This is a genomic window from Neomoorella sulfitireducens (assembly GCF_024733845.1).
Classification (GTDB): Bacteria; Bacillota; DSM-521; order Neomoorellales; family Neomoorellaceae; genus Neomoorella; species Neomoorella sulfitireducens.
Window position 1 is genome coordinate 84,812 of the sequence record NZ_JANRHG010000005.1, and the last position, 26,172, is coordinate 110,983.

General features: G+C 49.2%; 26 protein-coding genes and 5 pseudogenes. 2 read left to right on the top strand and 29 right to left on the bottom strand.

Features of this window, described 5'->3' with window-relative positions; genetic code table 11:
• Window positions 1–213: 213 nt before the first annotated feature.
• From NWF31_RS15050 to NWF31_RS14945, 6 genes and pseudogenes are all read right to left on the bottom strand, one after another.
• Window positions 214–405, bottom strand: a pseudogene (locus NWF31_RS15050) (DUF433 domain-containing protein); the annotation flags it as partial.
• A gap of 166 nt (window positions 406–571) precedes the next feature.
• A complete protein-coding gene (locus NWF31_RS06890; protein ID WP_258359773.1) occupies window positions 572–880 on the bottom strand; it encodes a hypothetical protein in 309 nt (102 codons plus the stop codon).
• Window positions 880–1,128 (bottom strand): hypothetical protein, encoded by a 249-nt coding sequence (locus tag NWF31_RS06895; protein ID WP_258359774.1) that lies wholly within the window; start codon window positions 1,126–1,128, stop codon window positions 880–882. The genes NWF31_RS06890 and NWF31_RS06895 overlap by 1 nt, the downstream gene beginning before the upstream one ends.
• Entirely contained in the window at window positions 1,086–2,609 is a 1,524-nt protein-coding gene (locus NWF31_RS06900) for an SWIM zinc finger family protein (RefSeq protein WP_258359775.1), read from the bottom strand. The genes NWF31_RS06895 and NWF31_RS06900 overlap by 43 nt, the downstream gene beginning before the upstream one ends.
• Before the next feature lie 26 nt (window positions 2,610–2,635).
• A complete protein-coding gene (locus tag NWF31_RS06905; RefSeq protein WP_258359776.1) occupies window positions 2,636–2,866 on the bottom strand; it encodes a hypothetical protein in 231 nt (76 codons plus the stop codon).
• Window positions 2,867–3,020: 154 nt separating this feature from the next.
• Window positions 3,021–3,089: pseudogene (locus NWF31_RS14945) on the bottom strand (SEC-C metal-binding domain-containing protein); the annotation flags it as partial.
• 182 nt (window positions 3,090–3,271) lie between these two features.
• On the opposite strand from NWF31_RS14945, the gene NWF31_RS06910 reads away from it, so the two are divergent.
• Window positions 3,272–4,234 carry a DUF4351 domain-containing protein gene (locus NWF31_RS06910; protein WP_258359777.1) on the top strand — a complete coding sequence of 321 codons (963 nt, stop codon included), beginning with the start codon at window positions 3,272–3,274 and terminating at the stop codon, window positions 4,232–4,234.
• Between the two features lie 150 nt (window positions 4,235–4,384).
• On the opposite strand, the gene NWF31_RS06915 is transcribed toward NWF31_RS06910, so the two are convergent.
• Entirely contained in the window at window positions 4,385–4,531 is a 147-nt protein-coding gene (locus NWF31_RS06915; RefSeq protein WP_258359778.1) for a hypothetical protein, read from the bottom strand.
• Window positions 4,532–4,654: 123 nt separating this feature from the next.
• Between NWF31_RS06915 and NWF31_RS14950 the strand changes: the two genes are divergently transcribed.
• Window positions 4,655–5,164, top strand: a complete 510-nt coding sequence (locus tag NWF31_RS14950; protein ID WP_422880257.1) for an AbrB/MazE/SpoVT family DNA-binding domain-containing protein — start codon at window positions 4,655–4,657, stop codon at window positions 5,162–5,164.
• Window positions 5,165–5,300: 136 nt separating this feature from the next.
• Here the strand turns inward: NWF31_RS14950 and NWF31_RS14955 are convergent, their stop codons facing one another.
• The 22 genes and pseudogenes from NWF31_RS14955 to NWF31_RS07035 all read right to left on the bottom strand — a co-directional run bounded on the left by NWF31_RS14955 (window position 5,301) and on the right by NWF31_RS07035 (window position 26,122).
• Window positions 5,301–5,456: a hypothetical protein gene (locus tag NWF31_RS14955; RefSeq protein WP_422880258.1), complete on the bottom strand. Its 156-nt coding sequence runs from the start codon at window positions 5,454–5,456 to the stop codon at window positions 5,301–5,303.
• Between the two features lie 130 nt (window positions 5,457–5,586).
• Window positions 5,587–6,945, bottom strand: a complete 1,359-nt coding sequence (locus NWF31_RS06930) for an SEC-C domain-containing protein (RefSeq protein ID WP_258359779.1) — start codon at window positions 6,943–6,945, stop codon at window positions 5,587–5,589.
• Between the two features lie 185 nt (window positions 6,946–7,130).
• Window positions 7,131–7,489: pseudogene (locus NWF31_RS06935) on the bottom strand (NAD-dependent epimerase/dehydratase family protein); the annotation flags it as partial.
• 29 nt (window positions 7,490–7,518) lie between these two features.
• On the bottom strand, window positions 7,519–8,049 hold the full coding sequence (locus NWF31_RS06940; RefSeq protein WP_258359781.1) for a hypothetical protein: 531 nt from the start codon (window positions 8,047–8,049) through the stop codon (window positions 7,519–7,521).
• A 7-nt stretch (window positions 8,050–8,056) separates the two neighbouring features.
• Entirely contained in the window at window positions 8,057–9,295 is a 1,239-nt protein-coding gene (locus NWF31_RS06945) for an HD domain-containing protein (RefSeq protein WP_258359782.1), read from the bottom strand.
• 128 nt (window positions 9,296–9,423) lie between these two features.
• Complete coding sequence (gene galE / locus NWF31_RS06950; RefSeq protein WP_258359783.1) at window positions 9,424–10,416, bottom strand: UDP-glucose 4-epimerase GalE; 993 nt, start codon at window positions 10,414–10,416, stop codon at window positions 9,424–9,426.
• A 112-nt stretch (window positions 10,417–10,528) separates the two neighbouring features.
• On the bottom strand, window positions 10,529–12,397 hold the full coding sequence (locus NWF31_RS06955; protein WP_258359784.1) for a polysaccharide biosynthesis protein: 1,869 nt from the start codon (window positions 12,395–12,397) through the stop codon (window positions 10,529–10,531).
• On the bottom strand, window positions 12,390–13,505 hold the full coding sequence (locus NWF31_RS06960) for an MraY family glycosyltransferase (RefSeq protein ID WP_258359785.1): 1,116 nt from the start codon (window positions 13,503–13,505) through the stop codon (window positions 12,390–12,392). The genes NWF31_RS06955 and NWF31_RS06960 overlap by 8 nt, the downstream gene beginning before the upstream one ends.
• Window positions 13,506–13,555: 50 nt before the next feature.
• The gene (locus tag NWF31_RS06965; RefSeq protein ID WP_258359786.1) at window positions 13,556–14,428 is read right to left on the bottom strand and encodes an NAD-dependent epimerase/dehydratase family protein; all 873 of its coding nucleotides are present in this window, start codon (window positions 14,426–14,428) and stop codon (window positions 13,556–13,558) included.
• A 41-nt stretch (window positions 14,429–14,469) separates the two neighbouring features.
• On the bottom strand, window positions 14,470–15,222 hold the full coding sequence (locus tag NWF31_RS06970) for a hypothetical protein (protein WP_258359787.1): 753 nt from the start codon (window positions 15,220–15,222) through the stop codon (window positions 14,470–14,472).
• On the bottom strand, window positions 15,207–15,722 hold the full coding sequence (locus NWF31_RS06975; RefSeq protein ID WP_258359788.1) for a hypothetical protein: 516 nt from the start codon (window positions 15,720–15,722) through the stop codon (window positions 15,207–15,209). Before NWF31_RS06975 ends, NWF31_RS06970 begins: the two co-directional genes overlap by 16 nt.
• Window positions 15,613–16,332 (bottom strand): DUF262 domain-containing protein, encoded by a 720-nt coding sequence (locus NWF31_RS06980; protein ID WP_422880259.1) that lies wholly within the window; start codon window positions 16,330–16,332, stop codon window positions 15,613–15,615. The genes NWF31_RS06975 and NWF31_RS06980 overlap by 110 nt, the downstream gene beginning before the upstream one ends.
• A 173-nt stretch (window positions 16,333–16,505) precedes the next feature.
• Window positions 16,506–17,687 (bottom strand): glycosyltransferase family 4 protein, encoded by a 1,182-nt coding sequence (locus tag NWF31_RS06985; protein WP_258359789.1) that lies wholly within the window; start codon window positions 17,685–17,687, stop codon window positions 16,506–16,508.
• 57 nt (window positions 17,688–17,744) lie between these two features.
• Complete coding sequence (locus tag NWF31_RS06990; protein WP_258359790.1) at window positions 17,745–18,956, bottom strand: O-antigen ligase family protein; 1,212 nt, start codon at window positions 18,954–18,956, stop codon at window positions 17,745–17,747.
• A 53-nt stretch (window positions 18,957–19,009) separates the two neighbouring features.
• Window positions 19,010–19,738, bottom strand: a complete 729-nt coding sequence (locus tag NWF31_RS06995; protein ID WP_258359791.1) for a CDP-alcohol phosphatidyltransferase family protein — start codon at window positions 19,736–19,738, stop codon at window positions 19,010–19,012.
• A 121-nt stretch (window positions 19,739–19,859) separates the two neighbouring features.
• A pseudogene (locus NWF31_RS07000) lies at window positions 19,860–21,234 on the bottom strand (ISNCY family transposase).
• Between the two features lie 199 nt (window positions 21,235–21,433).
• A complete protein-coding gene (locus NWF31_RS07005; RefSeq protein WP_340674361.1) occupies window positions 21,434–22,789 on the bottom strand; it encodes a Gfo/Idh/MocA family oxidoreductase in 1,356 nt (451 codons plus the stop codon).
• Between the two features lie 14 nt (window positions 22,790–22,803).
• Complete coding sequence (locus NWF31_RS07015; RefSeq protein WP_258359792.1) at window positions 22,804–24,204, bottom strand: oligosaccharide flippase family protein; 1,401 nt, start codon at window positions 24,202–24,204, stop codon at window positions 22,804–22,806.
• A complete protein-coding gene (locus tag NWF31_RS07020; protein ID WP_258359793.1) occupies window positions 24,188–24,745 on the bottom strand; it encodes a 2-dehydropantoate 2-reductase N-terminal domain-containing protein in 558 nt (185 codons plus the stop codon). The genes NWF31_RS07015 and NWF31_RS07020 overlap by 17 nt, the downstream gene beginning before the upstream one ends.
• A 76-nt stretch (window positions 24,746–24,821) precedes the next feature.
• A pseudogene (locus tag NWF31_RS14960) lies at window positions 24,822–24,926 on the bottom strand (sugar phosphate nucleotidyltransferase); the annotation flags it as partial.
• Between the two features lie 101 nt (window positions 24,927–25,027).
• On the bottom strand, window positions 25,028–25,543 hold the full coding sequence (locus tag NWF31_RS07030) for a winged helix-turn-helix transcriptional regulator (protein ID WP_258359795.1): 516 nt from the start codon (window positions 25,541–25,543) through the stop codon (window positions 25,028–25,030).
• A gap of 348 nt (window positions 25,544–25,891) precedes the next feature.
• Window positions 25,892–26,122, bottom strand: coding sequence for a DUF433 domain-containing protein (locus NWF31_RS07035; protein WP_258359796.1), 231 nt, complete (start codon window positions 26,120–26,122; stop codon window positions 25,892–25,894).
• Window positions 26,123–26,172: the final 50 nt, after the last annotated feature.

Sequence of the window (26,172 nt, forward strand, 5' to 3'; positions counted from 1 at the left end):
TGCAGCGACCGAACCAGTGCTGTCCGAACCGGGTAAAATGATTTCCGAACCCGTCTTGTTTTATCATAATAAATTTGATATGATCAGATCAAATTTTTTTGTTCATGAAAGAAGGGAAAACGTTGGACATTATAAAAACTGTTAAACTGGGCGAGATGTCAGATGGTGTTGCCTGCTGAAATAAGAAAACAGCTGGGCCTAAAGGAAGGCAACTCAACGGGCTACCTCCACATTTACAGCTTCCAGGCTTTCATTGGCGACTAAAGCGCGAGCATAAGCTAAACAAGCTCTAATATCATCGGGTTCCAGATCAGGATAATCTTCCAGAATCTCCTTAATTGTTGCCCCTTGTTCGAGAAGGGCCAATATGTTTTCCACTTTAATACGCATACCCCTAATAATTGGTTTACCACCAACAGTCTATATTATACCCTGCGCAGATACTTAATTTCCACCCCGTAATAAATACTAATAAATAATGCGCTCATATTAGAGTTGTTACAGCGGTATGGCTGCAGCAGGCACGGCCAGCTGCCGGTACAGTAGGACTTATCCCCTCGTTAAATTGCACTTAACTGGCCAGGGCAAACATCACCGTACCATAGCCGTACCCACTCCGTTTAATGAACGCAGAGACAATAAAGCTGTACTCCAGGTCGTCATATGCAGGCTGCCAGCCCATATGAGTGCGGATTTTGCGGGCGTCGGCCACCAGGACCGGCGAATCGCCCGGGCGCCGGCCCTCATAGCGCACCGGGAAGTCCACGCCGGTCACCTCTTTGGTCGCTGCAATCACTTCCAGGACGAAATAGCCCCGGCCGTAGCCGCAGTTGAACACATCGCTCCCACCGCCGTCCAAAAGATACTCCAGGGCCAGCACTACAAACCCGCCTTATTTAATTCGTCAAGCAGAGCCGGTAGATGGGCATATTCTTTTCTCAGGGCATCCAGATATTTTCCCCATTCCCCGCCCTTACCAAGGCGCTCATAAAGACCTTTTATCCGGCGCAGAAATTCCGCTGCCTGGCGATAGTGTTTACGCTGGCGCCAGCTGATAGCCCGCAATGCCATTTCCTGATACAGCTCTATGGCATCCAGGGGCTGTTCCGCTTCAGCCGCCCTGGCCACTTCTCCCCGATAATCACGCCAACCATAGCCATGAACGCGAGGTAAAAGCTCCAACGCCCTCCTGACGTCTCCTTCATGCAAGGCGATCTCAATAAGCTTACCGAAGTTATTTTTATCTTCCAGTTCTTTAAGTACCCTTGTGCGCACTTCTTCCCCAACGCCAAGTTTTTCGCCTGTCTCATATAAAGCTGCGTACGATTTAATTGACGGGCTTTGCTGGAAAAATGCCAGCTCCATTTTAAAGCCGCATCCAGGTTACTATTCTTACGGTAATATTCAGCCAGCCATTCTAAATAGTCCGGATGGGAGTCTTCCGTCTTTGCGAGTTGTGTTAATAATTCAGCACCATATACCCCCTCGCCGGCATCATCCAGCACCCGGGCAAGATTCAGTATTATACCGGGCTTTTTTACGAAATGTTCTTTTGCCACGGCCACTGCCTCTCCGGCTTTTCCCTCTTGTACCAGCAGGAACATGCGTTGCTCTACCGTGCCCAGTTCGCGAATAATGCTGCGGGCTTTATCAGGCCGGCCGTATTTTTCCCGCCATGCCACCAGGACGTTTACCAGTTTCTCCCTTTCCCAGCCATCATTTTTCTCTATAAGCTCACGAACTCTTTCCTCCAGGAGCGCCCATTCTTCCTCATTAGCGTGCGAGAGAATGACGTCAAAAGCTTCGTAAGCAAAGTCTACGCCCCCCAGCCTTATATCAACCAGTTCCGCATCCAAAAGGGTTGCCAGCCAATCCCGGCGTGTTTCATTATCGATAATACCTTTTTCCAGGCATTCCCATAAACCTTCCACACATTCATTGGCGAAAGAAGCGATTATACCCTCATAATCGATTCCATACAGGTCATCCTCATAACTCGTTACCAGGCCGTCCAGCACTTCCCGGTAAACTATTCCTGCTCCCTTCCATTCGCCTTTCTCCGCCAGCTTGTCTATGATCTGCAAAATATCCCGCAGTTCTATCACAATATAGTCAGGGTCATCATAGCGCAGGGCCCGCCGCACCCGGCGACGTACGGTATCAATTTCTAAAGGGCCTCCGGACGGCATGGCAACCGCTCCTTCTACCAACCCCAGCATTGAAGGCTCCCTCTGTATCATTTTCATTATTAACGCTACAAGTACTTCTTTACTTAAAGAGGCAAGCCCGGCTTTCAAAGAATCAATATCGAGGAAGATTTCCGGTTCGTGAATATATGTAAGTAAAAGGGCTACAATGTGTTTACAGAAACCGCCCCGGGGGCAGGAGCAATAGGCCTGGGTGATGCCGCTTTCCCCCAGCACGACACCAACGCTGTAGGGTTCGTCTTGAGAACCTTCACACTTCCCCCACAGATGCGTCCCCTGCCGCATGGGCTCCCGGATGGCCCCGTTTAAATAGTAATTCATCCCGCGCTCAAAACTTTGCTCGCCTGCCAGCTGGCGGATATATACCTCCGTTAAACCGGTTATCATATCTTTTTCGTCCATAATAAGCCTCATCCACCCTTTTCCTCTTACCTGTCTCCCAGTATGTCCTTAAGAAGCTGCCGCAGTTCAACAGGTATAGTGGCAATTTTGACCCGCTTGCCTTCAAGATCCGCCTTGCCCACCATTACCAGGGCCTTTGACCACAACCGGCCCAGGGTAGAAGCGGGAGGCTCGTCCTGCCAGAAGAACCCGTCCCCCTGCATAGACCCGAAAATACGGGTAACGGCGTTCAGCCGGCTGGAGCCCCCCTTCTGCAACAGGTACCTCAGTAACTTCTGTTCGTCTTCTTCCAGCTTGCCGGCAACCCCTGCCAGGTTTTCCCGGGAGGATAGATACCCCGCCAGCTGCTTTTCCCGCTCGCGCCGCAGCCTTGCCGGTTTCAGGCTGAGCCTCTTCTACAGCCGGAAGAAAGCATTTCTTGTACTTGCGCCCGCTGCCGCAAGGACACATTTCGTTTCTTTCAACCTGATAAATATGCATCCTGTTAACTCCTTTTCATTCCCTAATAGGCAAACTATCCGTTGTTACTTCTATAATAACATACATTCCGAGCCATTGGATTATAGTTACCAATCATTTTTTGCAGCATAAAATTAAATAACTAACCCTTGCTCAACCCAGGCCCTCTCAGGTAAAATAAAGAAAAACAGGAGCAACCGCCAATGCCCGTTGATCACGACCGCCTGTTCAAGGAACTTCTGACCACCTTTTTACGGGAGTTTATGGAGCTCTTTTTCCCTGAAGCCCATGCTTTAATCGACTATTCGGATACCAGGTTTTTAAGCCAGGAGGTCATTACCGATATTACCGCCGGCGACAAGCACTACGTGGATATCCTGGCGGAAGTAAAAGTCAAAGGCGAAGAAGGCTGCGTCCTGGTCCACATCGAGCCCCAGGCCTACCGGCAAGCCGACTTCGCCCGGCGCATGTTCATTTACTTCAGCCGGCTTTACGAAAAACACCAGAAAAGGGTGCTGCCCATCGCCGTCTTTGCCCATGACAGCAAGTTAGAAGAAACCAACCGGCACGAAGTAGAGTTTCCTTTTCTCAAGGTCCTGCAGTTCGAGTTTTACAAAGTACAGCTAAAAAAACTGCCCTGGCGGCAGTACCTGGGCAGCACCAACCCGGTAGCAGCGGCGTTGTTAAGCAAGATGGACTATTCGCCCCGGGAGCGGGTACAGGTAAAGATCGAGTTTTTACGCCTGTTGACACGGATGCAGTTGGACCCAGCAAGGATGGAACTGATAACCGCCTTTTTTGAAAGCTACCTGGTATTAAACCCCGAAGAAGAAAAAACCTTGCAAGAGAAGTTGCCGGAAGAACTCCAACCCGAGGAGGTGCAAAGGGTTATGGAATTGACCACTTCCTGGCATTTAAAGGGCTGGCAGCAGGGCAGGCAGGAAGGCAGGCAGGAAGGCAGGCAGGAAGGCAGGCAGGAAGGCAGGCAGGAAGGCAGGCAGGAAATACTTTTAAGACAGCTAAGGAAACGCCTGGGTACCATTTCTTCTGAAGTGGAAGGGAAGATAAAGACTTTATCAGTAGAGCAACTGGATGACCTGGCGGAAAAAATATTGGACATCACCAGCGAGGATGAACTGTTGAAGGTCCTTGATATTAAACATTGATGCGCCGCCCCCAGGTATAAGATCGCCTCTGACTTTTAAAGACCGGCTGTTTTAAACAATGCCGGTCTTTAAATTTGCAGCAACCAGTCAAGTCCTGCCTACCACTGAGGTTTATTTATCACCACATCAACACATAGTGATACAAATCCCTTACCGCTTCTTCTCCCACTGCCAGGCGGAGTAAATGATGCCTTCCAGGTCGTCATAAGCGGGGATCCAGCCGAGACGTTCGCGGATTTTGCGAGCGTCAGCCACCAGGACCGGTGGGTCGCCCGGCCGCCGGCCTTCGTAGCGCATGCGCTCCTCCCGCTCTGCCCCAGCGACGTTGAAACACCACAGGGAACCGGGTAAAATGATTTCCGAATCCGTCTTGTTTTATCATAATTTATTTAATATGACTCAGATCAAAATTTATTATTCATGAAAGAAGGGAAAACGTTGGACATTATAAAAACTGTTAAACTGGGCGCGAGATGTCAGATGGTGTTGCCTGCTGAAATAAGAAAACAGCTGGGCCTAAAGGAAGGCGACGAAATTATCATCAAGGTAAACGGGAAAAAAGCGATAATTGAACCCAAACCTAAAAGCTATGCCGAGCATCTCTGGGGGCTGCATAAAGAAGTATGGGCCGGCACCGATCCCGACAAATATGTAAAAGAAGAAAGAGACCAGGCGGCAGTGCGTTTAAGTCCTTCCTCCAGCGTCACCTGTGGGCGCCAGTCCAGTTCTAAGGATATCCAGGCCCACCACTTCTATCCCCCGGTCCTGGAGCTACCAGCGGGTAGGATCCAGCCACGGGCCCTCCTCTCCGTAGAAGCTCAAGCGGATGCCGCTGCCCCGAAATACATTGTTAAAAGCCGGTCTGGTGCGCCGCAGGTGGTAAGGAGAAGTTACGACAATGGCCTGATGCCAGCCGGTTGCAAACGGTAACCAGAAACTTTTCGTTGTCAACAAAAATAAAAAGAGACCTGCGGTAATAATTAAAAGACATACCAGGCGCAGCAGTTCTTCCACCCCGGCCATGTCGGCCCGCCAGCCGGGCTGGGAAACAAGCCCCAAGAAGTGTTTAAGCAAATCGGCATCGAATTCCTCCGGCCGGGCAATGAAAATGCGCTCGTGGGAAGTAGCGTTGACCCCTTCGCGCGGGGTCGAAATCTTCTCCCGCCCAGGCCCGCATATCTTCATAATCCGGATGGCCGGGGTCCTGGAGAATATCCAACAAACTGGCATAGCCCCAGGGACCGCCGCAATCTTCAGGTGGGCAGGCCCGCCGGCCTTCCAGACCTCCCCATCAACCTGCAGATCAACCGGTGTTCTTTCTCTAAGGCCGATTTTCCATAGTATATACTTTGTTATCCCTGGATACAAAGCCGTTTTACCATCCCGGCGATTCCCGCATCATATTTATCTTTCGCCTCACGTCCCAGCGTCCGGAACTGCTCCAACACGTAGTTCGCTTCCTTCTCCAGCCCCTTCTCCTTAAGACTTTCCGCGTAACGAGCGACCTTTTCTTCGTCGAGCAAATCCTCAAGGCCATTGAAATTCATCTCAGTTCCCGGTAAGGTTGTAAGCATACCGTCTATGAATTTATACAGGCACAGCAAATAAAGCCTCTCTATCAAATCCGGGTTGTTTATGACAACACCGACCTGCGACGCAAAGAGCAGCCTTTCAAGCGCCATAGCCAGTGACTTATCTTCTTCTTGCCCGGCATGTTCGCTTAAAACCCGGAAAATCTCGGGCAAAAAGTATTTGGCCTCCCCATCCTCCCAGAGGCACGCCCCTATCCAGTCAAATCGGAACAGGTCCTCGTCAATAACCTTTTTGATAAAAGCCCGGGGCAGGTTGGCCAGCACCTCGTTGATATATTTATAAATCCCCCGCAGCACGGCATACAAAGGTAGGACGAGATTTATCTTCCCTTCCTCAATGGCCCGCATGGCAGGAACGGTATCTTTGAGTAGCTTGGTGTAAAAATACTCGCCAAAGACAGTGTTTTCCTGAAGAAAATCCATCAACTCCCGTACAGCCGCTTCGTCCTCTTCGTCTGCGGAACTCTCAAAGGCTTCTATCTTCTCCATCGCTTCCTCAAACTCTTCCATGGTTACGCTCAGGACGACCTCGATAAAACCGTACCGCGTATCTTTGCCGACAAGCCACCCCAGGCCGGTAAACAGGGCCTTCAGTTCCTCGTCCGAAAAGCTATCAAAATGCAGCGAATAGGCCAGGTCGACGATAGAACTGTAGACAAAATCCTCGTCGTCGGCCAGCCCCGACACGACTCCCTCAATGCACTGTTTTAATTCTTCGTCCGTTTCCTGATGCGCTTCTATCTCCAACAGGAAGTCCGGGGGTATCCGAACCAAGCGCAGGCAGGGCTTTTCGCGCAGCAGTTTTGCAAACCTGCTGCTTATCCCATCCAGCCTTTCACCACCCGGTTCTTCCATGGCTTCTTCCTCTTCTTCCCATGCCTCCTTTAAAAGCCGTCCTACCCGTTCAAATTCAGGAGGCCGCGCCCCTTCATCCCATTTAAGGCCGCAGATAAATCCAAGAGTATTTACCACTTCTTTACCATAGGCTGTAAGGTTTGGCCCGACTGCGCGGCCCACAGCCCGTGTGGCCTCCTCCACGGCCGGAAGGCAGCATTTTTTGTACTTGCGCTCGCTGCCGCAGGGGCAAAAATCGTTTCTTTCAACCTGATAAATCTGCATTATGACACTCCCTCAAATTAGTAAAAGCGAGTTCCTGCGCCTGCCGGCAAAAATGCAGCCGAACCCGTCTTGTTTTATTATAATAAATTTCGATATGATTCGGATCAGAATTTTCTGTTCATGCAAGGAGGGAAAAATGTTGGACATTATTTATCACCACACCAACACGTAGTGATACAAATCCCTTACCGCTTCTTCTCCCACTGCCAGGCGGAGTAAATGATGCCCTCCAGGTCGTGGTAATCCGGCACCCAGCCGAGAGGTTCACGGATTTTCCCTGCGTCCGCCACCACGACCGGCGGGTCGCCCGGCCGCCGGCCACCAGGTGCTCCAGGGCCAGCACGTGGGCTGCCGCCAGGTCCTCGACGTGGATGTAGTCGCGGATGTAGGTACCGCCTTCTTTCCCCTCGCCGTTTCTCCCGTCTCGGTCTGCTCCGGCAACATTAAAATACCGGAGGGATATATAGGTTATCCCGCCGGCGGCGCCCAGGTCCTGTAGCACCTGCTCCACTATGGCCTTGCTGTGACCGTAAGGGTTGATAGGATGCCCTGAAACCGCAACCAATGTCGCTCTTAAATCAGCTTTTTAATCTGGCGAAAGGCTTCCTTTACTTCATTTTCCTTAAGATGGGGTTTGAGCTTTAAAACATGGTAGACGACTTTGTCCTCATCAGGTAATAAACCTGCCTTCCGTAAGTCCTGAAAAATATAGTGTGCTGTAGCCAGTGCTTCCAAACGTCTTACAGGTTGTCCTCCTAAAACTTCTAATAAACCATCTACTTTTTTGCGGATCTCTTCAGCTACTCCCTGCCCGGTTACAAATCGCCTGCCTTCAGGTAATATCCTTATTTCATATCCCCACCCGGACTCATTTGCAGAAATAGTTAAGTAGCCATATTCTTTTAAGCTATTAAGGTCACCCCATAATTCGCTGCAATAGGGACCATAATGATATAACCTGAATTTATAACCAAGGGGAACACCCTTGCCGTTCTGGAGTAAATAGAATAATTTTTGAATCAAGGTATGACCAACCGCATTGACCCGCTCCTGCCCTTTCATGACTAAATAGACCAATAGAGCCATTCTTTGCATGGTATCCATGGAAAAACTACCTCCTCTGTTCTCGTTTATTTAAAAATGTATTGCAAAAGTCTTCCACGACTTCTCTAAAATCAGGACGGGTATATATGCGCATTTTTTGTATCTTACGCAAGTTGTTTGCCAAAGGAGATCGTTTATGTAAAGGATGATATTTTTTTCGCCAAAATACGAAGATGGGGGGTTGAGTAAAATTATAAGGATTCTTCCTGGCTTCATCGAAACGCAGAATTTCCGGATCATAATTCTTTTCCAGTTCGCTTTTAAGCCAATCAAAACGTTCGATTTCTTCTGGTTGAGGATGATCTGTTGTTTCAGATACTACCCGGTAATGCTGCCTTTTTAGTAATCTCCCGGTATGGGGACTATCTTTGCTCTTTCTTATAAATTCCATTACCCGGTTATCATCCCACTTCAAAAAAGTTTTCAGGTTCTTGGGGTATTTCTCGCCGGGAAGAAGGGAACGTAAAAATTCCGTCAGGTGTATATCCATTATTCGCCTGGTTTTATGAAAATAAACATCAAGAAACATAAAGTATCTTGCCAGTAAAAATCCCTCAACAGAATGTACTCCGCCATCTTCTACTGCCAACTCCGGCCCTTCTTTTTCGGAACTGTAACGAATATGGAGCGTATTAAGCAGTCTCTGAGCATCAAATTTCCCATAGGCAACCCCAAGTTGATAACTATCACGTAACAAATAATCGATCCTATCGGCGCCAAAATCGCCGGTTAATAGTTCACTTAAAAAGGCCAGATTTCTTTCTTTCGCCGACCCGGTTGCTACTTCAGATACTATTCGACTTCCGTTATCTCCAAGTTCTTGATTGATAATACTCACAATCGGCTCTACGTTAAGTATCATGTTTTGAGTATATGTTTCATGATCCCATCCGTCTGGAAATAAACTTTCGGAAGCATGGGAAAAAGGAGGGTGCCCAAGATCATGTAGTAAAGAGGCAAAACGCAGTACATGGCGATAGTAGGTAATCTCATTTTTATTCCAGCCCAGTATGCTAACATTATCTTGATTATTAATAAGGGCATCAAACATGCGGGTGGCAATTTCTATTGTACCAAGGGAATGTTCAAAACGGGTGTGATTAGCTGTAGGGTAGACAAGATAAGTAGTACCAAGCTGTTTAATCCCACGCAATCTTTGAAATGGCTCCGAATCAACTATTATCTGTTCGGGTTCCGTTAAACCAATAAATCCATATAGGGGATCCCGGTACTCTTTATAAGCCATATACTACACCTATCATTATTCTGTTTTCCATAAAGCTATATTGTAGGGAAGTATAGAATATATGTTCTACGTTAATCTTCATTTTCCTGCTCGCCTCCCATCTAAAAGGAAATTTTTTCTTGCCTAACCTAACGGTAAATAGGTAACTTCGGCCTCTTTCGCTCCCACTGCCAGGCGGAATAGATAATGCGCTCCAGGTCGTCATAAGCGGGGACCCAGCCGAGACGCTCGCGGATTTTGCGGGCGTCGGCCACCAGAACCGGCGGGTCGCCCGGCCGCCGGCCTTCGTAGCGCACCGGGAAGTCCACGCCGGTTACCTTTTTGGCCGCTGCAATCACTTCCAGCACGGAGTAGCCTCTGCCGTAACCGCAGTTAAATACTTCGCTCCGGCCGCCGGCCAGCAGATACTCTAGGGCCAGCACATGAGCTTCCGCCAGGTCCTCGACGTGGATGTAGTCCCGGATGCAGGTGCCGTCAGGGGTAGGGTAGTCCGTGCCAAAGACGCTTAAATGGGGCCGCCTGCCCGCCGCCGTCCGGGTAGCCAGGGTGATGAGATGGGTGGCGTCTTCTTTCCCCTCGCCGATTCTACCGTCCCGGTCGGCGCCGGCAACATTAAAATACCGGAGGGATACATATGTAATCCCGCCGGCGGCGGCCAGATCCTGGAGCACCTGCTCCACCATGGCCTTGCTGTGACCGTAAGGGTTAATGGGGTACAACGGGGCTTCTTCCGGCACCGGGATGCGCTCCGGTATGCCGTAGACGGCGGCGCTGGAAGAAAAAATAAGCCTCTCCACCCCGCCCTTTTTCATGCAGTCCAGGAGGTTCAAAGTGCCCTGCACGTTGTTGATGTAATACTTCAAGGGCCGGGCCACGGACTCGGGGACGACGATGTGGGCGGCAAAGTGCATGACGGCGTCGGGTCGGAAGTCCCGGACAACTTCTTCCAGCTTGGCGGCGTCCAGGAGGTCGCCCACCACCAGGTCGCCGTATAAGACCGCCCAGGGGTGGCCGCTAATTAAACTGTCATAGGTCAGCACGTGGTAGCCCCTCTCCCCCAGGACCTTGACCACATGGCTGCCGATATATCCCGCACCGCCGGTGACCAGTACTTTAGCCATGGAATGTACCTCCTATGAAGCCTTGTCCCTCATGAGCATGCTTTCAATGTATGTAAAAGAATCTGGGCGTCGCCCTAAGGTGAAAGGGTAATATATAGACCATCCGGTGGACCTACCCCACCTGCACCAGTTCCTGCCCCTTCTCTACCCGGAAGTCCGGCAGGACCAAGCGCAGCAATTCTTCCACCCCGGCCATGCCGGCCTGCCAGCCGAGCTGGGAGACCAGCCCCAGGAAGCGTTCCAGCCCGGCGGCGTCGAATTCCTCCGGCCGGGCAATGAAGATACGCTCGTGGGAAGTGGCGTTGACCCCCTCCCCGGCCGTCAGGAGCTCTTCATAAAGCTTCTCCCCGGGCCGGATGCCGGTAAAGACGATTTCAATATCCCTTCCCGGCACATAGCCGGACAGGATAATCATGCTCCGCGCCAGGTCCACGATCTTCACCGGCTCGCCCATGTCGAGGACGAAGATCTCCCCGCCCCGGACCAGGGCGCCGGCCTGGATGACCAGCTGTACCGCCTCGGGGATGGTCATGAAGTAGCGGGTCATCTCCGGGTGGGTCACCGTCACCGGCCCGCCGGCGGCGATCTGGCGCTGGAAAAGGGGCACGACGCTCCCCCGGCTGCCTAAAACGTTGCCGAAACGCACGGCCGCGAAACGGGTCCTGCTCCGCCGGGCCATTTCCTGGACCACCATCTCCGCCACACGTTTGGATGCTCCCATGATGCTGGTAGGATTGACGGCTTTATCCGTGGAAATCAGGACGAAAACCTTGCTGCGATGCTTATCGGCCGCCCGGGCCACCACCCGCGTGCCCAGGACGTTGTTCTTAATGGCCTCGGCGGGGTTCATTTCCATAAGCGGCACGTGCTTGTGGGCGGCAGCGTGGAAAACCACCGCCGGCCTGTACTGCCGGAAAAGCTGGTCTACCGCGGCTTCGTCCTTCACGTCCACTATCGCCTGGACGAGCTGGACGTCCGGATAATCGCGGCTCAGCTCCTGGTGGATTTCATAGATGTTGTTCTCGCCGTGGCCCATTAGGATCAACAGCCCTGGGCCGAAGCCGGCCACCTGGCGGCAGAGCTCGGAACCGATGGAGCCGCCGGCGCCCGTCACCAGGACCGTCTCCCCCGTGAGATACCCGGCCATGGCCGCCAGGTCCACCCGGACCGGCTCCCGGCCCAGGATGTCCTCAATCCTCACCTCGCGGATGGGGTCCATCTTCACGGTGCCGTCCAAAATATCATAAATCCCCGGCAGGATGCGCAAATCAGCCCCGGTGCCGTGGCAGATCTCCACGATCTCCCGGATAACCCGGCCCCGCACGGAAGGCATGGCGATTACAATTTCTTCAACACCCAGCTCCTCCACCAGCCGGGGTATATCCTCCCTGGTGCCCAGGACCGGTAGGCCATAGAGGATGCGACCCTGCTTGTTGGGGTCGTCGTCGACAAAGCCCACGGGGTGGGCCTCGCCGCCGTAACCGTTGCTGCGGTTACGGTACTCGCGGGCCACCATGGCCCCGGCGTCTCCGGCGCCAACGATGAGGACGGCTCGACCACCATTGCGTGCTACCGGGAAGCGGTACTCGCGGAAAAGGCGCCAGGAAAGGCGGGAAAGCCCCACCAGGGCGATAATCAAAATCGTCCACAGCACAAAAACGCTGCGCGGCAGGGGAAAAGTGCCGCCGGCCATGCGGAAATAGGCGAAGGAAACGCTGCCCAAAGTGCCTGTAAAGGTGGCTGTAACGATGGCCAAAAGCTCATTGATACTGGCATACTGCCACAGCCGCTTGTAAAGCCTAAAAAAATAAAAGGAAGCTATGTAGATGCAGGTGGCATAGGGCGCGATGTTTAAGGTATTGTTTATGTAAATAGGTCTGATAAAGCCTTCGAAGCGCAGCCATAAAGCAAGATACAATGATAGGTTTACAATAAAGGCGTCAATAATAACTAATAAAGCCGTCCGGATAAACTTACTCATGCTTATCCACCTGTTCAAATAAAATCAAAAATGAAATATTATTATCCATGTACGAAATTTGTCTCTTGCCTTCTACCGTCGTTAATGTTTGCCTGCATCCAAAAAACCGCAATAGAAACACATGCAAGCCCAAAAGCAAAAGATTGCCTGCAAAAAATACCCACAATAAAGTACCAGGCCAAAAAATTGAAATTAATGCTAACGCCGCTAACAAGATATTTAAACCTAAAACGGTTAAAGTAACCTGTTTATGGCTAAATCCAGCCTGAACTGCCAGTTGATATACATGAGTGCGGTGAGGCTCGTACCATCTTTCACCGTGCCATATTCGTCTCAGTAATGTCGCAGTTGCATCAACTATAAATACTCCTAGCAAAAGCAGCCAAATTAAAAGCGGTATACCCCCTAATTTTTCGCTGCCAACAGCGATTACTGCAAAACTATATCCAAGCAAGCCACTGCCAACATCACCCATAAATATTTTTGCTGGAGGCCAGTTCCACAATAAAAACCCGGCACTGGCAGCCGCTAAAAGCCAGGCTGCTGTAGCTAAACCCGGTTGGCCAGCAGCCAATGTCAGAGTTCCACCTATCAGGCCAACACTTAAAGCTTCGCTGCCGGCAATGCCGTCAATACCGTCCATAAAATTATAGAGGTTGATAAACCAAACAATACCGACAACAGCCAATATTGAATCTATAAGGCCAATTGAAATAGTTGTAAACCCCACATATAAATTTGACAGCCCACCAAGCCAATATACTGCCCATATAGCCGCTGCAAAATGAAAAACAGCCCTTACAGATACACTTAATTTACGGCAGTCATCAATCCAGCCAATAAGTGCGACCAACAGTCCACCACCACACAGGGCAGTGGCAACATTCGTTGAAACTATGCCAGACACAGCGAAAATACCAACACCAAGTAAAAACAAAACCGCAATAGCTAAGCCCCCTCCTCGGGGCGTAGCAACGCTGTGTGAACTCCTGGCATTGGGAATGTCTAAAATTTTTTTTCTCAGAGCATACTTCCTTACGGTACCAGTCAACAAAAACGAAAGCGTCAATGTTAATATAAAGCCGATTATACTACTGACATACAACATCATTTTATCTCCTTTAGATAATAATATCTATCAAAAATATAACGCCTTGGCTATTTTATCAAACCAGCCTTTTTTAAAGCTTCTACTTCCAATTTGATCCCTTCTTCAAATGAAATTGGGTTAAATTCCAAATCCTTTGCGGCCTCACTGTAGTCAAAAACTTTATCTTCCCGCAAACGTTTAATCTTCTCTATATCAACCAAGTCATTTGATATGAGTTCTCCAATATAACCTGCTAACATAGAAACAAAATATGGTATATGAATAAATAATCGTCTCTTTTTTAAAGTCGCTGCAATAAGTTTTAACACGTCGATATATTTGATAGGGTATTTGCCGGCCACATTATATGCTTTTCCTATAGAAACAGGAAGCAGATAAGCCGAAGCTATGACAGCAGCCAAATCCCGGGCATAAATAGGCTGCATTAAACTTTGCCCATTGCCAATTATGGGAATAAGCGGATACCTGTCAACTATTCTAACTAGCTTGTGGATGTTCTTATCCCTTTCATTTCCATAAATCATAGTGGGACGAATAATTGTATACTGGAGCTTGCTCTCAATAATACCTTTTTCAAGTTGCCTGTATTCCTCCGAACACTCACGATATTTACTAAATATACCCGTTGTTGTTACAATGACTACGCGACCAATTCCCATATCACTACACGCCTGAATAACCTGTGGAGAAAAACGTATATTTACCAAATGAATTACGCCGCTAACACCCACAAGCCCAGACTTTAGAGACTGCACATCACTAACATCACCTATGCAAAATTCAACATTTTCGTCTTGAACCCATGAAACATCGCTATGCTTTCGTATTAGACACCTAATACGCCCATTATAGCCCGCTTCTCTCAAGCAATCCAGTAAAAAACGCCCGGTTAAACCTGTAATTCCAGTGACGAGTAGCAAATCCATTGCCCCCATTTTCAATAAACTCAGTAACCGACACATTATCTTTCAGAGGCGCTGATACCCACCAGCGTTTCCAGATAGGCCCGCAGGTCTTTTACGCTTGTAAAGAAGCGATAGCCCGCCTGATTGAGAATTTTATTCTGCTCCTTATCCTCCTGCAAGACCAGGGCCACCGGCTGGCTGTAGCCTTCCTGCACCCCGGCGGGCCAGGCCAGGTCCACCACGGTCAAAACCTCTCCGGTGGGACTGCATACTTTAAAATCCAGTTCAGGCCGGGGTAAGCCGTTTAATTTCACCCATTCAATCAAGTCTCGAATTTCATCGTCTTCCACCGGAACGGGTGCAGTCGTCGGGTTGAGGACCGTTGAGTAATTGACCGCCACCGAGGCTGCAGCCGAACCACTTAACAGTTCATCCAGGAACCGGTTGGCCGCCGCAGCCAGCAGGCGCCGCCGCTCGGCAAGAAACTCCCTGTAGTTTTCCGGCTGCCAGAGTTCCCGGTCCAGGGGCACCCACTGGGAGGCCAGCGCCCCGGGATACCTGGCCTCTACTTCCTTCAAATAAGCCTCGGGTTTACTAGCGCTAATGGCCAGGTTGGCTCCCTGGGTGAGGAAGCAAAAATTAGCAATAGCGTTGACCTCTGCCATCTGGTAACCATATTCATAAAGAAGCGCTTTAGGAAAGATGTAATGCACCTGCAAGGCATTGAGCTTGCCCAGCATGTTGGCTGAAAGCGGCACCCCGCTGCCCCAATCCAGGGCGCCGCACACCCTGGTTAACAGGTAAAGCATGGGTAAAACCTGGCTCCCAGACTCCAGCCGGCAAAGTCTTCCGGGCGGATTGTCAGGCTTCCCCGGGAGAGCCGGAGCTGCTCGATTAACCGGTCCAGGGCACCATCCACCGGCTCCAGCACTCCCAAGTCCTGGTTTAGCACGGTTTCAGTGGAACCGGCGAAGCGGCCCCAGAGAAAGCTGTGAACATACCAGTACAAAAGGCGGTCGCGTTCCCTGGCGTCGCCCAGCTTGCCACCCCGCAGGGCAAGGTATCTAGTCATCACGGGAAAGGCGTAACGCCCGCCCAGGACCCGGTCGTGGTCAAGGCCCAGACGGCCTGATATCATATTCAACAGGTAATTGCAAGTATCCCGCGCCATGGCGAGGCCCTTTTGAAACTTCTGCGCGTCAACATCTTTTAAGGCTGAGAAAGAGGCCTCCCCGGTGAGGATGGTGGTGATATTGCGCAGCAGCCAGTCGAGGTTGAAGTGAAAACCGGGCCTGTCCCCAGCCGGCAAGCACATCCTTCATGGCCTGCCTGGCCCCCGGCCAATCGGCGCATATCTTGGCCAGGGCCAAATCGCCCTGGGAAAGCTTGGTGCCGCCGCTGTTGACCCGGTTAAAGATATCCACCACCACGTCAATGGTTTTGTCTTCGCCAGTCACCTCTTCTACATGCAGGTCAATATCCTTGATCCCTTCAATGGCGGTGAGGCGTTGAATATATGTATCCATTCGTGGCGCCAGTTCCGAAAGCGTAAAAAGCCGCCCGATAAACTTGCCCACTCCGGTTTGCATTAGTTCGGTAACATTTACCCAGAGAGGATTCCCCTTCAATTTGGAGGGCATATAGAATTCGAAGGTCTCATCCTCCAGGTGGAAGTAGAGCCCGGTGAAGGCCTGGGCGTTGCCGTCGAAAAAGCGGGGCGGCCTGCCCCTGATGATACCGTAGAGGGAGGTTATCCGCTGCTGGCCGTCGAGCAGCAGTTTAACCACCCCCGGTGCCGGGGCTTGATCGCCTCTCGAGGCGGCGCCCTCCGAACGGGTAACCCATACCAAAAGGCTACCGATGGGATAGCGGCGGTAAAGGGACTGCATCAGGCCGCGCACCTGGTCGCGGTTCCACACGTACCCCCGCTGAAACTCGGCAGGGCCATGCTCCCCAAATCGATCTGGTCAAGGATAGTAGCGATCTTCACAGACGTTATCACCTCGCACAGTTAACTATTTGGCCACTGTGACCTTAAGCTGTACAATACGGCACCATTCTCTCGCCAACCGTCGACAAGCTGCATCACTCTTTACTCCAGGTAGCGGTCATAGATGCCGGCCATCTCAACTAATACCTTTTCCAAGGAATAATCCTGAATTTTCTTCCGGCCGGCAGCGCCCATGGCGGCCCGCAGTTCAGGATCAGTAATCAGCCTTTCTAGGGCCGCAGCCAGACCTGGCACGTCGCCCAACTCTACTAAAAACCCTGTGCGCCCATCCTCCACCAGGTCCCTGTTGCCCCGGACGTCTGTGGCCACCACCGGTTTGCTGGCAGCCATAGCTTCCAAGATGGATTTTGGAAGGCCTTCGCGTTTTGAAGTCAGGGTCATGATGTCGCTTTCCAGGAGGATCCGGGGCACATCCCGGCGGTAACCGAGGAAGTATACTCGAGGTATCTGCTCTTTCTCAACTTTCTCCTGCAGGTATGCCATTAGCTCTCCCGTCCCTACCAGCAGGAGGTGGCAATCAGAATACCTAGTTGCCAGCTTCTTCCACGATCCCAAGAGAAATATATGATTCTTGTTGGGATTCATTTCTGCAATACAAGTGATAACTTTATCAGATGCCGAAAGACCGATCTCCGAACGTATACTTTCTTCTGATGAAGGTGGAAGCGCATAGCAGCTTAAATCTACGCCCACTCCGTGCACGTAAAACAGATTCTTATCTGGCTCAAAACCCATGCGGCGAGCGTTTTCATAGTCCTCCCTGTTCATTACAATAAGCCCGTCCGTCCACCGGGCGGCTAGGCGCTCCGCCGTGTAGTAAACCATCCAGTTACGCAGCGGCGCTCCTTTATAGAAGTGAAAACCGTGGGCGGTGTAGAGCACCGCACCCTGGCCCGTTTTTTTTGCTAGAAACCTTCCCAGAAAAGCGGCCACCGGGGTGTGGACGTGGATGAGGTTATATTGGTGCTCCTTAAACAATGCCTTCAGCCGCCGACAGGCCTCAAGGTTGGCATGACTGTAAGGGGAACGGGCAAAGGGGATCTCCCAGCATATTACCCCTGATCTTTCCACGTCCTCCTTACGCCTTTCAGCCGAAGAAGCCGCCGCGTGAACCTCATATCCCTTATCCTGGAGGAGCCGCATAAAAGGGATATGAAAGGCGGCAAGATGGGTATAGACGGTGGCGATGAAGAGAACTTTACCGCTTCCCTTGTTAGTATGGGTATCCTTCTTCAACTCTTTTAATTCTATTTTTCTCGCCATGTGTACCTCAATCCATGTTTCAAATATCTTTTGAATAGCCATCATCATGAAATAACTTTAATGCTCTACCATATATTGATACACGTTGCTAAATATTACTTTTATTTTGTCCCGTGACTTATTTTCTTTCAACACCTGATAGCTCGAATATAACAAGGCAAGGCCGACCCAGAAGTACCAATTGCGGATATTATATGTAGTAAATCCATATATAAACGGTGACAATAACATAAGTTTGAACCAAATATCACTGATTCTGAGTAGAATAACGAAAACAAATCCAAAGAATAAAAAAGTACCTACCATACCGTAATTAAAAAGCAGCCCAGCCCAGCTTGAATGAAACTCCCCCAGAAACCTGGTACGTTCCGCATACCGTTCATGGGCACCCTCACCAGCACCAAAGATAAGATACTCAGGAAATTTCCATATACGATCATATCCCCGTCCTTCAAAAGTGTCATCAAGATCTCTCTCATTAAAACGTTCAAACAAATATTCTGCCTGAAATGTTATGCGTTTCAGGTCTTCCTGCCAAAAATCATATGTAAAGCCAATACCAATACCTACAGCTATAATAAATAAACCAAAAATAATACCTCGAACTAGATTAATGCGCTCTTTAGTCAATATGTATCGGAATAAGTAATAAAAACCTATTAAACCATAAACAGCAAATAATGAAAACAAGCCAAGTGCCCCTGAGCGTGACGCAGTAAAAGCAATTCCTACTGATGCCGGTATTAAAGAAACCCCCCCGGGCAACCAACTTCTATATAGCGCTTTGCCGCTAACACCAATAATGATTGTGGCCCATAAGATCCAGTTTGCCATCTGGTTAGGATCATTAAAAGTAGCAATTATACGGGCCTGGCCAAACATGCGCCCTATGCCCAAAATGCCTAACATAGTCACAAAAAACAGAGCAATAAAGTGTATCCAAAAAATTTTTGTTAAAAATGCACTGCCTTTTTCTTTACAAAGAGTAATTAAAAAAAGAAAGATCATAAATCCAAAGGCATAATAGGTTGGTGATAATATCGTATGTACATCCTTATATTTGGCAAATATTATCAACCCCACAAGATAGCTGTATAGAACAAATGCAGCCCCCAAACCCCACAAACGTTCCCAATAAAAACGGGGTCTCAGCAGCACCCTTAAACAGATTGCCACCGCAGCAATAATATGGCTTATCTGGGGTAACCCGCTTTGCCAAAGATAAAAGGGGCTAAAAATGAAAGCTAACAGCATCAAGTAATCGATCATACCCTTCTGAATCTCCTTGCCAATATACAAAACCTAATCTGTACATTTCCACCTTATTCTATATCCTCATTTTCAAGTAGAGAGTTCCAAAAAAGATGTAGTTGGTAAAGAGTGCTACTGGCGAAAAGCCCAACGCCCAACAACCAAAAGAGCGAAAGGCGATCTAACAGGTACCCCACTACAAGAAGAAGCAACCATCCAGAGGATGACGAAAAAAAGCTAATCACGTTTATAAACGGGTTTCTTACCCGAAGCTCTGTTGTGGGAAACTTGTTACGCAACTGTCGACTGGTAAGAACAAAACCATTTCTGCTTACCATGCGCACTATAAAGAGAGTTAACAGAAATCCGGATGCCCACAATGGCTGACTTAACTCAGCTGCCTTAATGCCAACTGCGAGCGCCAACCCATTCATTGTTCCCTCTAGAATCTTATCTAGCCATAACCCCCTCGCGGATGCTTGGTTACGAATGCGGGCTAGCTCACCATCTATCACATCAAGTAAGTAAGCCAACTGGTACAATCCTAGTCCTACAACTATAGATTTACCTGGGTTAATTAACCAGATAATTACGATGCCTATACTTGCAATCAATATTGCGCTTGCTGTAATTATATTAGGCGTAATCCACCCTATGTGATTAAGCATTAAAGTAGCATATATTGAAATGCGTCTATGTATTAGCCATGCTTCCAGCGACTCAGCTACATAGGGCTTTTGTAACTTCACTCTAAGCTGCCTGATCCTATCATCATCAAATGGCATGTAGGGATAAGACAAAGTCCGCACCTCCTCAATTCATTAGTATCTAGTTACCCCTGAAAAACATCATTTTTGAACAGCTACAACAGTGCTGGGGAATGCCCTGTTCCTAATTTCCGGTGGATTACCCTCTTGATGTTCACATCAAGGTGGCAATCTTCCTCAAATTATAGGCCAGGACCCCTAACCCAACCCATGATTTGGTGCCGCTGGCCCCACGGAACCGGCTACGCCTTAATCCAAACTTGCGTTTAAGGACACTGATAGTAGCCTCACCACCGGCACGCCAGCGCTGAAGTCTTTTGAACCAATTCTGGGATTGGTGTTCCTTACGCGTTTCACTTAGCTTTCCTTTGTAGGGCAAACTGCATCGTTTAACTCCACGTTCTTTTAACGCCTTTTCGTTATTGGAATTGCCAAAGCCCCGGTCGGTTGCCACTGCCCGAGGAGGTCGTCTAAAGGTTTCGATGTGGTGGTCCACAGCACCCACTAACAAGGTGTCGTCACTGGGATTGCCATCAAGTACCTGATAGCCGGTAATCACCTTCTCTTCCGTTTCTTGAAGTAATACTTTGTAGCCAAATTCTGTGGGAGCATGGAGCTTCCCCCGCTTAATTGGGCGGGCCTCGGGATCAAAGATGCTGACTACCCGGTGGGGAAGTCTTGTCTTCCCTTGCTGGACCTCGATTGTCTGGTTAATAACCTGTTCAGTACGCTCAACAGCCTGGCCCAGTGATTGTACTACCTGTTGAACTCTTTTGGAGAGGCCTTCCTTGTGGCGATATAGATATTGCTTGGCGTTCTTGATCACTTGCTTCGCTTCAGCTACCACTTGTTGGGCGGTATCCATGATTTCTTCGGTGATTTGCCTTACTTCGGTGTAGGCTTCCCCGCTACGCCGTTTAACCACCTTGGTGATAGACAGAACCCGTTTCTTTACTGACCGCCGCCGGTCCTGAAACTTGGTGCGGATAGCTACACCGGCCTCTTTAAGCTTCTTGACTGTACGGGTAATTACCCTAATACCGTCAGAAAGCAGGCTGGCATCGGTGGGGTAGTGAATATCGGCTTCCACAACAGTTGTGTCGATACGAAGTTTCCTGCCCCGGATCACTTTTTGGTCCCTGGCTTTGGCTATTAGAGTGGCATTCAAACTGTCAATGATCTCCGGACCATATCGCTTGGTAAGTTTGATTAGAGTGGTAGAGTGAGGGATTTTCCCATCCAGGGGGATGCGGCCAGAAGCGCCGCCACTGGATACTGTCCTTAACTTCCTCTACCAGAACTTCATAGCCCACCTGGTACCGGAACTTTAAATACATTAACCGCAGGTAGGTTTCTACCGGTACCGCGGGACGACCGGTTCGGGTATTAAACCTGGCGATAAACGGTTCTAGAAAGGCCTCATCGTCCAACAGGGCATCTACTTTGGCCAGTTCTTCTTTTAGTTCCAATACTTCAGCGGGGAGCACCGCGTCCCAGATAGTCAACTGGGGATCTTTTATTCTTAACATGTGCTCACCCCGCAGGAAACGGAGGCGATGTGACGAATAATTATCATGGGAGTTACTCCTTCTGGTTATTCTTGTTTGTTCGTCACTTACAAGATTCGATCCAGAGGATGGTAACTCCTTCTGTTTTGTAAAATAATTATCCTGTTTCCTGAGAAGCTAAGACTTTTTGCCCTGAGTTTTTCAGGGGAAACTATCTAGTCTAGCATCTAAGCCACGTCACATTCTTGCCGCAAAGGAATTTCTTAATTACCTCCGCAATAGCGATAGACTCATTGGCTAATAGAGCGGGTGTCTCTAAACGACCATTAGTGATAAGTTTCGCAAACTCAGCTATTTCGTAGCGTAACCCCTCACCCTGAAACACCTCACACCATTTCCTGTTTTCGGCCCAGTTTTCCCGTCTGACTTCAAAATAGTTTGGCTTCCACCAAGGTGAAGGAACATAGATGTATCCCTCTGTGCCGGATATGACGAGTTCACCCTCTGATTTAACCCCCAAGCCAACTTTTCCTATGCCTATGCAATTGTCTGTAAGGATGTTTATTTGCGTAAAAAGGTCTACGCCACCTTCTTGCTTCATGGACAGGAAACTTACCTCACGAACATTGAGCCCACACAACTTAAAGATGGGCAACAATACATAGGAGGCCAACTCTGTTACACTTCCCCCAAACCGCCTGGGATCTAACTCTCTTGTGGTACCCCTTACCAACTTCGTGAAGGTAGCCTCTACGTGCTTCACGCTACCTAAAACCCCACTTTTCGCAAGTCCGATGATTCTTCTAAAGCCCGGAGTGTAAGCTGTTTTAATTGCCTCTAGCAAAACAAGCTTTTGTCTTCTAGCGAGATCGTACAATTCCGCAGCTTGTGCGTCTGTTAACGCTAAAGGCTTCTCACACAATACATGTTTACCTGCCTCTAATGCTGCTTTGGCATATTCATAATGTGTCTCATGTGGGCTGGCAATGTATATAGCTTCTACTACTTGAATAAATTTTTCCCACTTGTCAGTAGGAAAAGCGAGTTCTAGTTTATCTGCAAAATCCTCTGCGCTTTTGAGGTTTGGGTTGAATACCCAGTCAACGTTGACCCCACTCACAAACCTTGCTTCGGGGACAAAACGCTTAGCAATTCTGCCAGAACCCACTATACCAAGATTTATATAACCTCTAAGCTGAGTGCTGGAAACACCCTTTGTTCTTTCAAGGTAAACAACTTTGCAATATTCTTGTAAATAATCGAATTGTCCCTTCCAATCGGAACCAATGGCAAAGATATCTACGTTATATCTTTGAACATCTTCAATTTTTTGTCCTTCATACTCCTCTACAATTATTTTGTTTGCTAGACCTGTTAACTCAATATTTTTTATGCGTTCAGAAAGCGATTGTCGAACATTAAGTTTGCCCCTTTGCAAATCGTAGTTTTCAGAGGTAACTCCAACGATTAGATAATCTCCCAATTCTTTTGCACGCCTCAGTAGATTTATATGCCCTTTGTGGAGCAAGTCAAAAGTCCCGTAGGTTATGACCACTTTATGACCCTTATCATCCATTTCCAGAACCTCCGTCATTGCAGGAACCGCCGAATGTCGAAGCCTAGGGTAACAAACCAAAAAGCCAAGTATATAATTATGCCTAGAGATACCTTTACGAATAACCCGTAGAATCCGGTAAAATCCTCCAAATTCAGCAGTAGTAATAATACTAAAGCTGATCCTACACTAGCTTTGGATAAAATGACAAAATCAAATGGAATAGACAATATCCTCTTCCCCATGGCTACACTTAATATTAGTGCAACAGTATACGCCACAAATGTAGCCCAAGCTGCGCCTAGTGTGCCAAGTCGGGGGATGAACACTAAATTAAGCACTAGGTTTGTTATTCCGGCAGTAACCATAATCCAGAACTGCATGTTTGTGCTAAGACCCAACTGAAAAGCTAGATCAAAATGATGGTTTCTGAAGGCATGTAGAGCTGCAGAAAGGGAAATAATGGCAATTATAAGCTCCGCTTTTCCTTGATGAAACTGCGTCCCTAGTAAAATTTGGGAAACATCGCGAGCTATAGCCGCTAGGCCTATACTAGCCGGAACGAGAATAACTGTAAGTAATCGAATATTTTGTAGTATTTGGTTTTCGGCTTTTTGCATCCCTCCTTCCTCAAATGCCCTAATCGCTAATGGTGTCGTTGTGAGACCAATAATCCATGAAATAAGATTTATCGTTGTGAATGACAAATCGTATGCTGCCGAATAGACACCTGCTAAGTCCTCACCTAGAAAGTATGCAATCATAAACCTATCGGAGGAAGAAACAATAAATGCCATAGCGAAGGTAAAGGTGAGAGGAAGACCATAACGCAACAACTCTTTAACAAGCGGCTTTAAAGGATAAAGAAAGGTATTTTTCCACTCAGCTATTCCCAAAGGTAATGCTAACAGCGTCCCCGCTAAAAGACCCAACAGAGGGCCATAGACCCCAAAGCCCCAAAGTAAAGATAGGATTCCCAGAACTAAGGCGCTCGTAGCCTTGACACAGCTCATGAGCCCATAGCGTAAGGGCTGTAAGCGGCTACGAGCGAGCTCTAGGTTCAGCTCAAACCAGCCCTCGACCCATAGAAGCGGCACGGCCAAGAGGATGAGCCCACGCCAGACCGGATCGGGCCAAAGGCAAGCCAGAAGGAGACCGATACCTCCAGTGAGGGTGGCTAAGACGAAGAAACATGCCAGTAGAGTGGAGAGGAGGAGGCTAGGGTTTTCAAGGTGGGCAGGCAGAAAGCGGAGGAGAGCGAGCCTTAACCACTGGAAGAAAACCACATTGAAGAACCCTACCCCGGCCACTACCAGGGCGTAGCGCCCGTACTCCTCGGGGGCCAGAAACCGGGTGTAGACGGCGATGGCTAGGAAGTTGACGAGGCCCGGAAACCCCCGGGCGAGAAGGTAAAGGGCGCTATGCTTTAGGAGCATAACTTAGAACCCACTCCGTGAAGCGCTCTAGCTCTACCCAGAAGGTGATATGGGACCTAAAACCTAAAAGCCTCACCGCCTTCTCCACATTGGCCCATGTCTGGGGCACCTCCCTGAGTAGAGGGGGTAGAAACTCCAACCAGGCCTTCACCTCCAAGCCCTCCTCGAGGGCCGAACCATGTTCAGAAATCCTATGGACCTTAATTAATTTATAGTTGAATCCCATAGCCACTTCCCGGGCCGCTTCTTCTACATAGTATGTATTGGCTTCACCGTTCGCTTTTTGCGGCGTACCTACGGCAACCATGATTAACTCGACTTCAGCGACGGCCCTAACCGTATTATCGGTGAAAGTAAGCCGACAACCCGTTTCTGCAAGCAACTCTTCCAGCCCCTGTTCATGGATGGGGCTTTTCTTTTGGAGCAGTAGTTCGAGCTTGTCCGGGTCCTTATCTACTCCTGTAACCTGATGCCCCAGGTAGGCCAGGGCCACACCTGTGGTGAGGCCCACATACCCGCAACCAATGATAGCTACTTTCATACCCGGTTTAACTTCCTCCCGTATGTCTAGCTCTGTTTATGCTTTTTCCGCCTGGACGACCTACCCCAGGACAAAAAAATAAAATGGGCCAGTTGGCCACAGGGATGAGCTGCTTGGTAGTGGTATATGTAAGTGGGCGCAGGCGGGTGCCCTTGCCGCCCGAGAGGATGAGGCCTTTCATGGTCGATTTCACCTGAACTTTCAAACCTTATAAACAATAACTTGCTTATGCCATTATATGTTATTCTGAGTGCCTAATAATTTCTTCTTGCTACCTAATCCCTACAACCTGTCCATTATATTTACCACTTCCACCCCGGCCGGCAGCGGGAAATTCTCCCCGGCCTGCCAGGTGATTACCAGGGTGTTGCGGCCGTCTATACCCGCCAGGTCTGCAGCGCAGGAAGCGGTGGTGTGCTTTATATGTAAATTCCCGGCGGCGATTTTCAGGATCTCCAGCACTTCGTCGCGGGGACCGTAAAAGACTATTCTTGCCACCGGCTCCGGCCTCTCCGCCACTACTTCGGCCAGCACCCGGCCGGTCTTGACGATCTGCCGGTAGGTGCTTTGCATGTACTGGTAGGCAAGCCTGGTTTTCTCGGCCATGCCCTGGGGGGTGAGGATATAGCGCAAGGTCCGGCCGTTGACCTTTTCCAGCTTGACCAGGCCTTTGCGCACCATTTTCTTCAACAGCAGGTTGACCCCGCCGACGGAAAGGCCAGTGTAACGGGCGATGTCGCGCTGGGTGAGGTTGTTATTCCTTTGCAGGCAGTCCAGGACTGCGTAATGGCTATCCATACCGGCTGCTCCATTATATTTATTTCGACATATCTTATGCTTACTTTATGAACAATAATACCAGTACCAGCCAGGTACGTCAATAGATTACAACGTTAAATTTTTTGTAAATTGGCCTCAACCCGGCCCACAGCAATCAACGATGCGGAGGAAGCCCGGGATATTTTTGGTAATCCGCCTGGTACGATATCCCTCTTCCGTTACCTGCTTTATTGGCCTTCCTTAGCACCAGCCATTACCGGCTAATTACGTGTTCTCGTTAGCCCGCCGCTCGACCACGGGAAAAGCCAAATTTAACATGGTATTTATAATGTTTTTATTCTTTTTACGACAATATTCCCTACAATATCATCTTCCCTCAAAATACGGAGGGAAGATAACATAAGCTCGTGCTGCGTAGCGCAGTGCCGCCAGGATATCTTCTTTTTTGCGGTCATATTCTGCCATAATTTCTTCATAGGTAAGGCCCCCGGCTAATTTGCCTACGATAAGTTCAACCGGTACGCGCGTACCTTTTATTACCGGCTTACCGCCTTTGATTAACGGGTCAACAATGATGCCTGGCATTACTTCCTGCATCTTTGCCACCTCCCGTTAACTATTCTACCACAACAATACTATTTGATAAG

Excerpts from the sequence above, each read along its gene's own strand:
- NWF31_RS14950 (WP_422880257.1), top strand. The coding sequence starts at position 4,655 with ATGAAAGAAGGGAAAACGTTGGACATTATAAAAACTGTTAAACTGGGC.
- NWF31_RS07005 (WP_340674361.1), bottom strand. The coding sequence starts at position 22,789 with ATGGATGATAAGGGTCATAAAGTGGTCATAACCTACGGGACTTTTGAC.
- NWF31_RS07015 (WP_258359792.1), bottom strand. The coding sequence starts at position 24,204 with ATGCTCCTAAAGCATAGCGCCCTTTACCTTCTCGCCCGGGGGTTTCCG.
- NWF31_RS06940 (WP_258359781.1), bottom strand. The coding sequence starts at position 8,049 with ATGGATACCATGCAAAGAATGGCTCTATTGGTCTATTTAGTCATGAAA.
- NWF31_RS06985 (WP_258359789.1), bottom strand. The coding sequence starts at position 17,687 with ATGGCGAGAAAAATAGAATTAAAAGAGTTGAAGAAGGATACCCATACT.
- NWF31_RS06955 (WP_258359784.1), bottom strand. The coding sequence starts at position 12,397 with ATGAGTAAGTTTATCCGGACGGCTTTATTAGTTATTATTGACGCCTTT.
- NWF31_RS07020 (WP_258359793.1), bottom strand. The coding sequence starts at position 24,745 with ATGAAAGTAGCTATCATTGGTTGCGGGTATGTGGGCCTCACCACAGGT.
- NWF31_RS07030 (WP_258359795.1), bottom strand. The coding sequence starts at position 25,543 with ATGGATAGCCATTACGCAGTCCTGGACTGCCTGCAAAGGAATAACAAC.
- NWF31_RS07035 (WP_258359796.1), bottom strand. The coding sequence starts at position 26,122 with ATGCAGGAAGTAATGCCAGGCATCATTGTTGACCCGTTAATCAAAGGC.
- galE (WP_258359783.1), bottom strand. The coding sequence starts at position 10,416 with ATGGCTAAAGTACTGGTCACCGGCGGTGCGGGATATATCGGCAGCCAT.
- NWF31_RS06915 (WP_258359778.1), bottom strand. The coding sequence starts at position 4,531 with ATGCGCTACGAAGGCCGGCGGCCGGGCGACCCACCGGTCCTGGTGGCT.
- NWF31_RS06990 (WP_258359790.1), bottom strand. The coding sequence starts at position 18,956 with ATGATCGATTACTTGATGCTGTTAGCTTTCATTTTTAGCCCCTTTTAT.
- NWF31_RS06945 (WP_258359782.1), bottom strand. The coding sequence starts at position 9,295 with ATGGCTTATAAAGAGTACCGGGATCCCCTATATGGATTTATTGGTTTA.
- NWF31_RS06960 (WP_258359785.1), bottom strand. The coding sequence starts at position 13,505 with ATGTTGTATGTCAGTAGTATAATCGGCTTTATATTAACATTGACGCTT.
- NWF31_RS06930 (WP_258359779.1), bottom strand. The coding sequence starts at position 6,945 with ATGCAGATTTATCAGGTTGAAAGAAACGATTTTTGCCCCTGCGGCAGC.
- NWF31_RS06900 (WP_258359775.1), bottom strand. The coding sequence starts at position 2,609 with ATGGACGAAAAAGATATGATAACCGGTTTAACGGAGGTATATATCCGC.
- NWF31_RS06910 (WP_258359777.1), top strand. The coding sequence starts at position 3,272 with ATGCCCGTTGATCACGACCGCCTGTTCAAGGAACTTCTGACCACCTTT.
- NWF31_RS06970 (WP_258359787.1), bottom strand. The coding sequence starts at position 15,222 with ATGCTTTACCTGTTAACCAGGGTGTGCGGCGCCCTGGATTGGGGCAGC.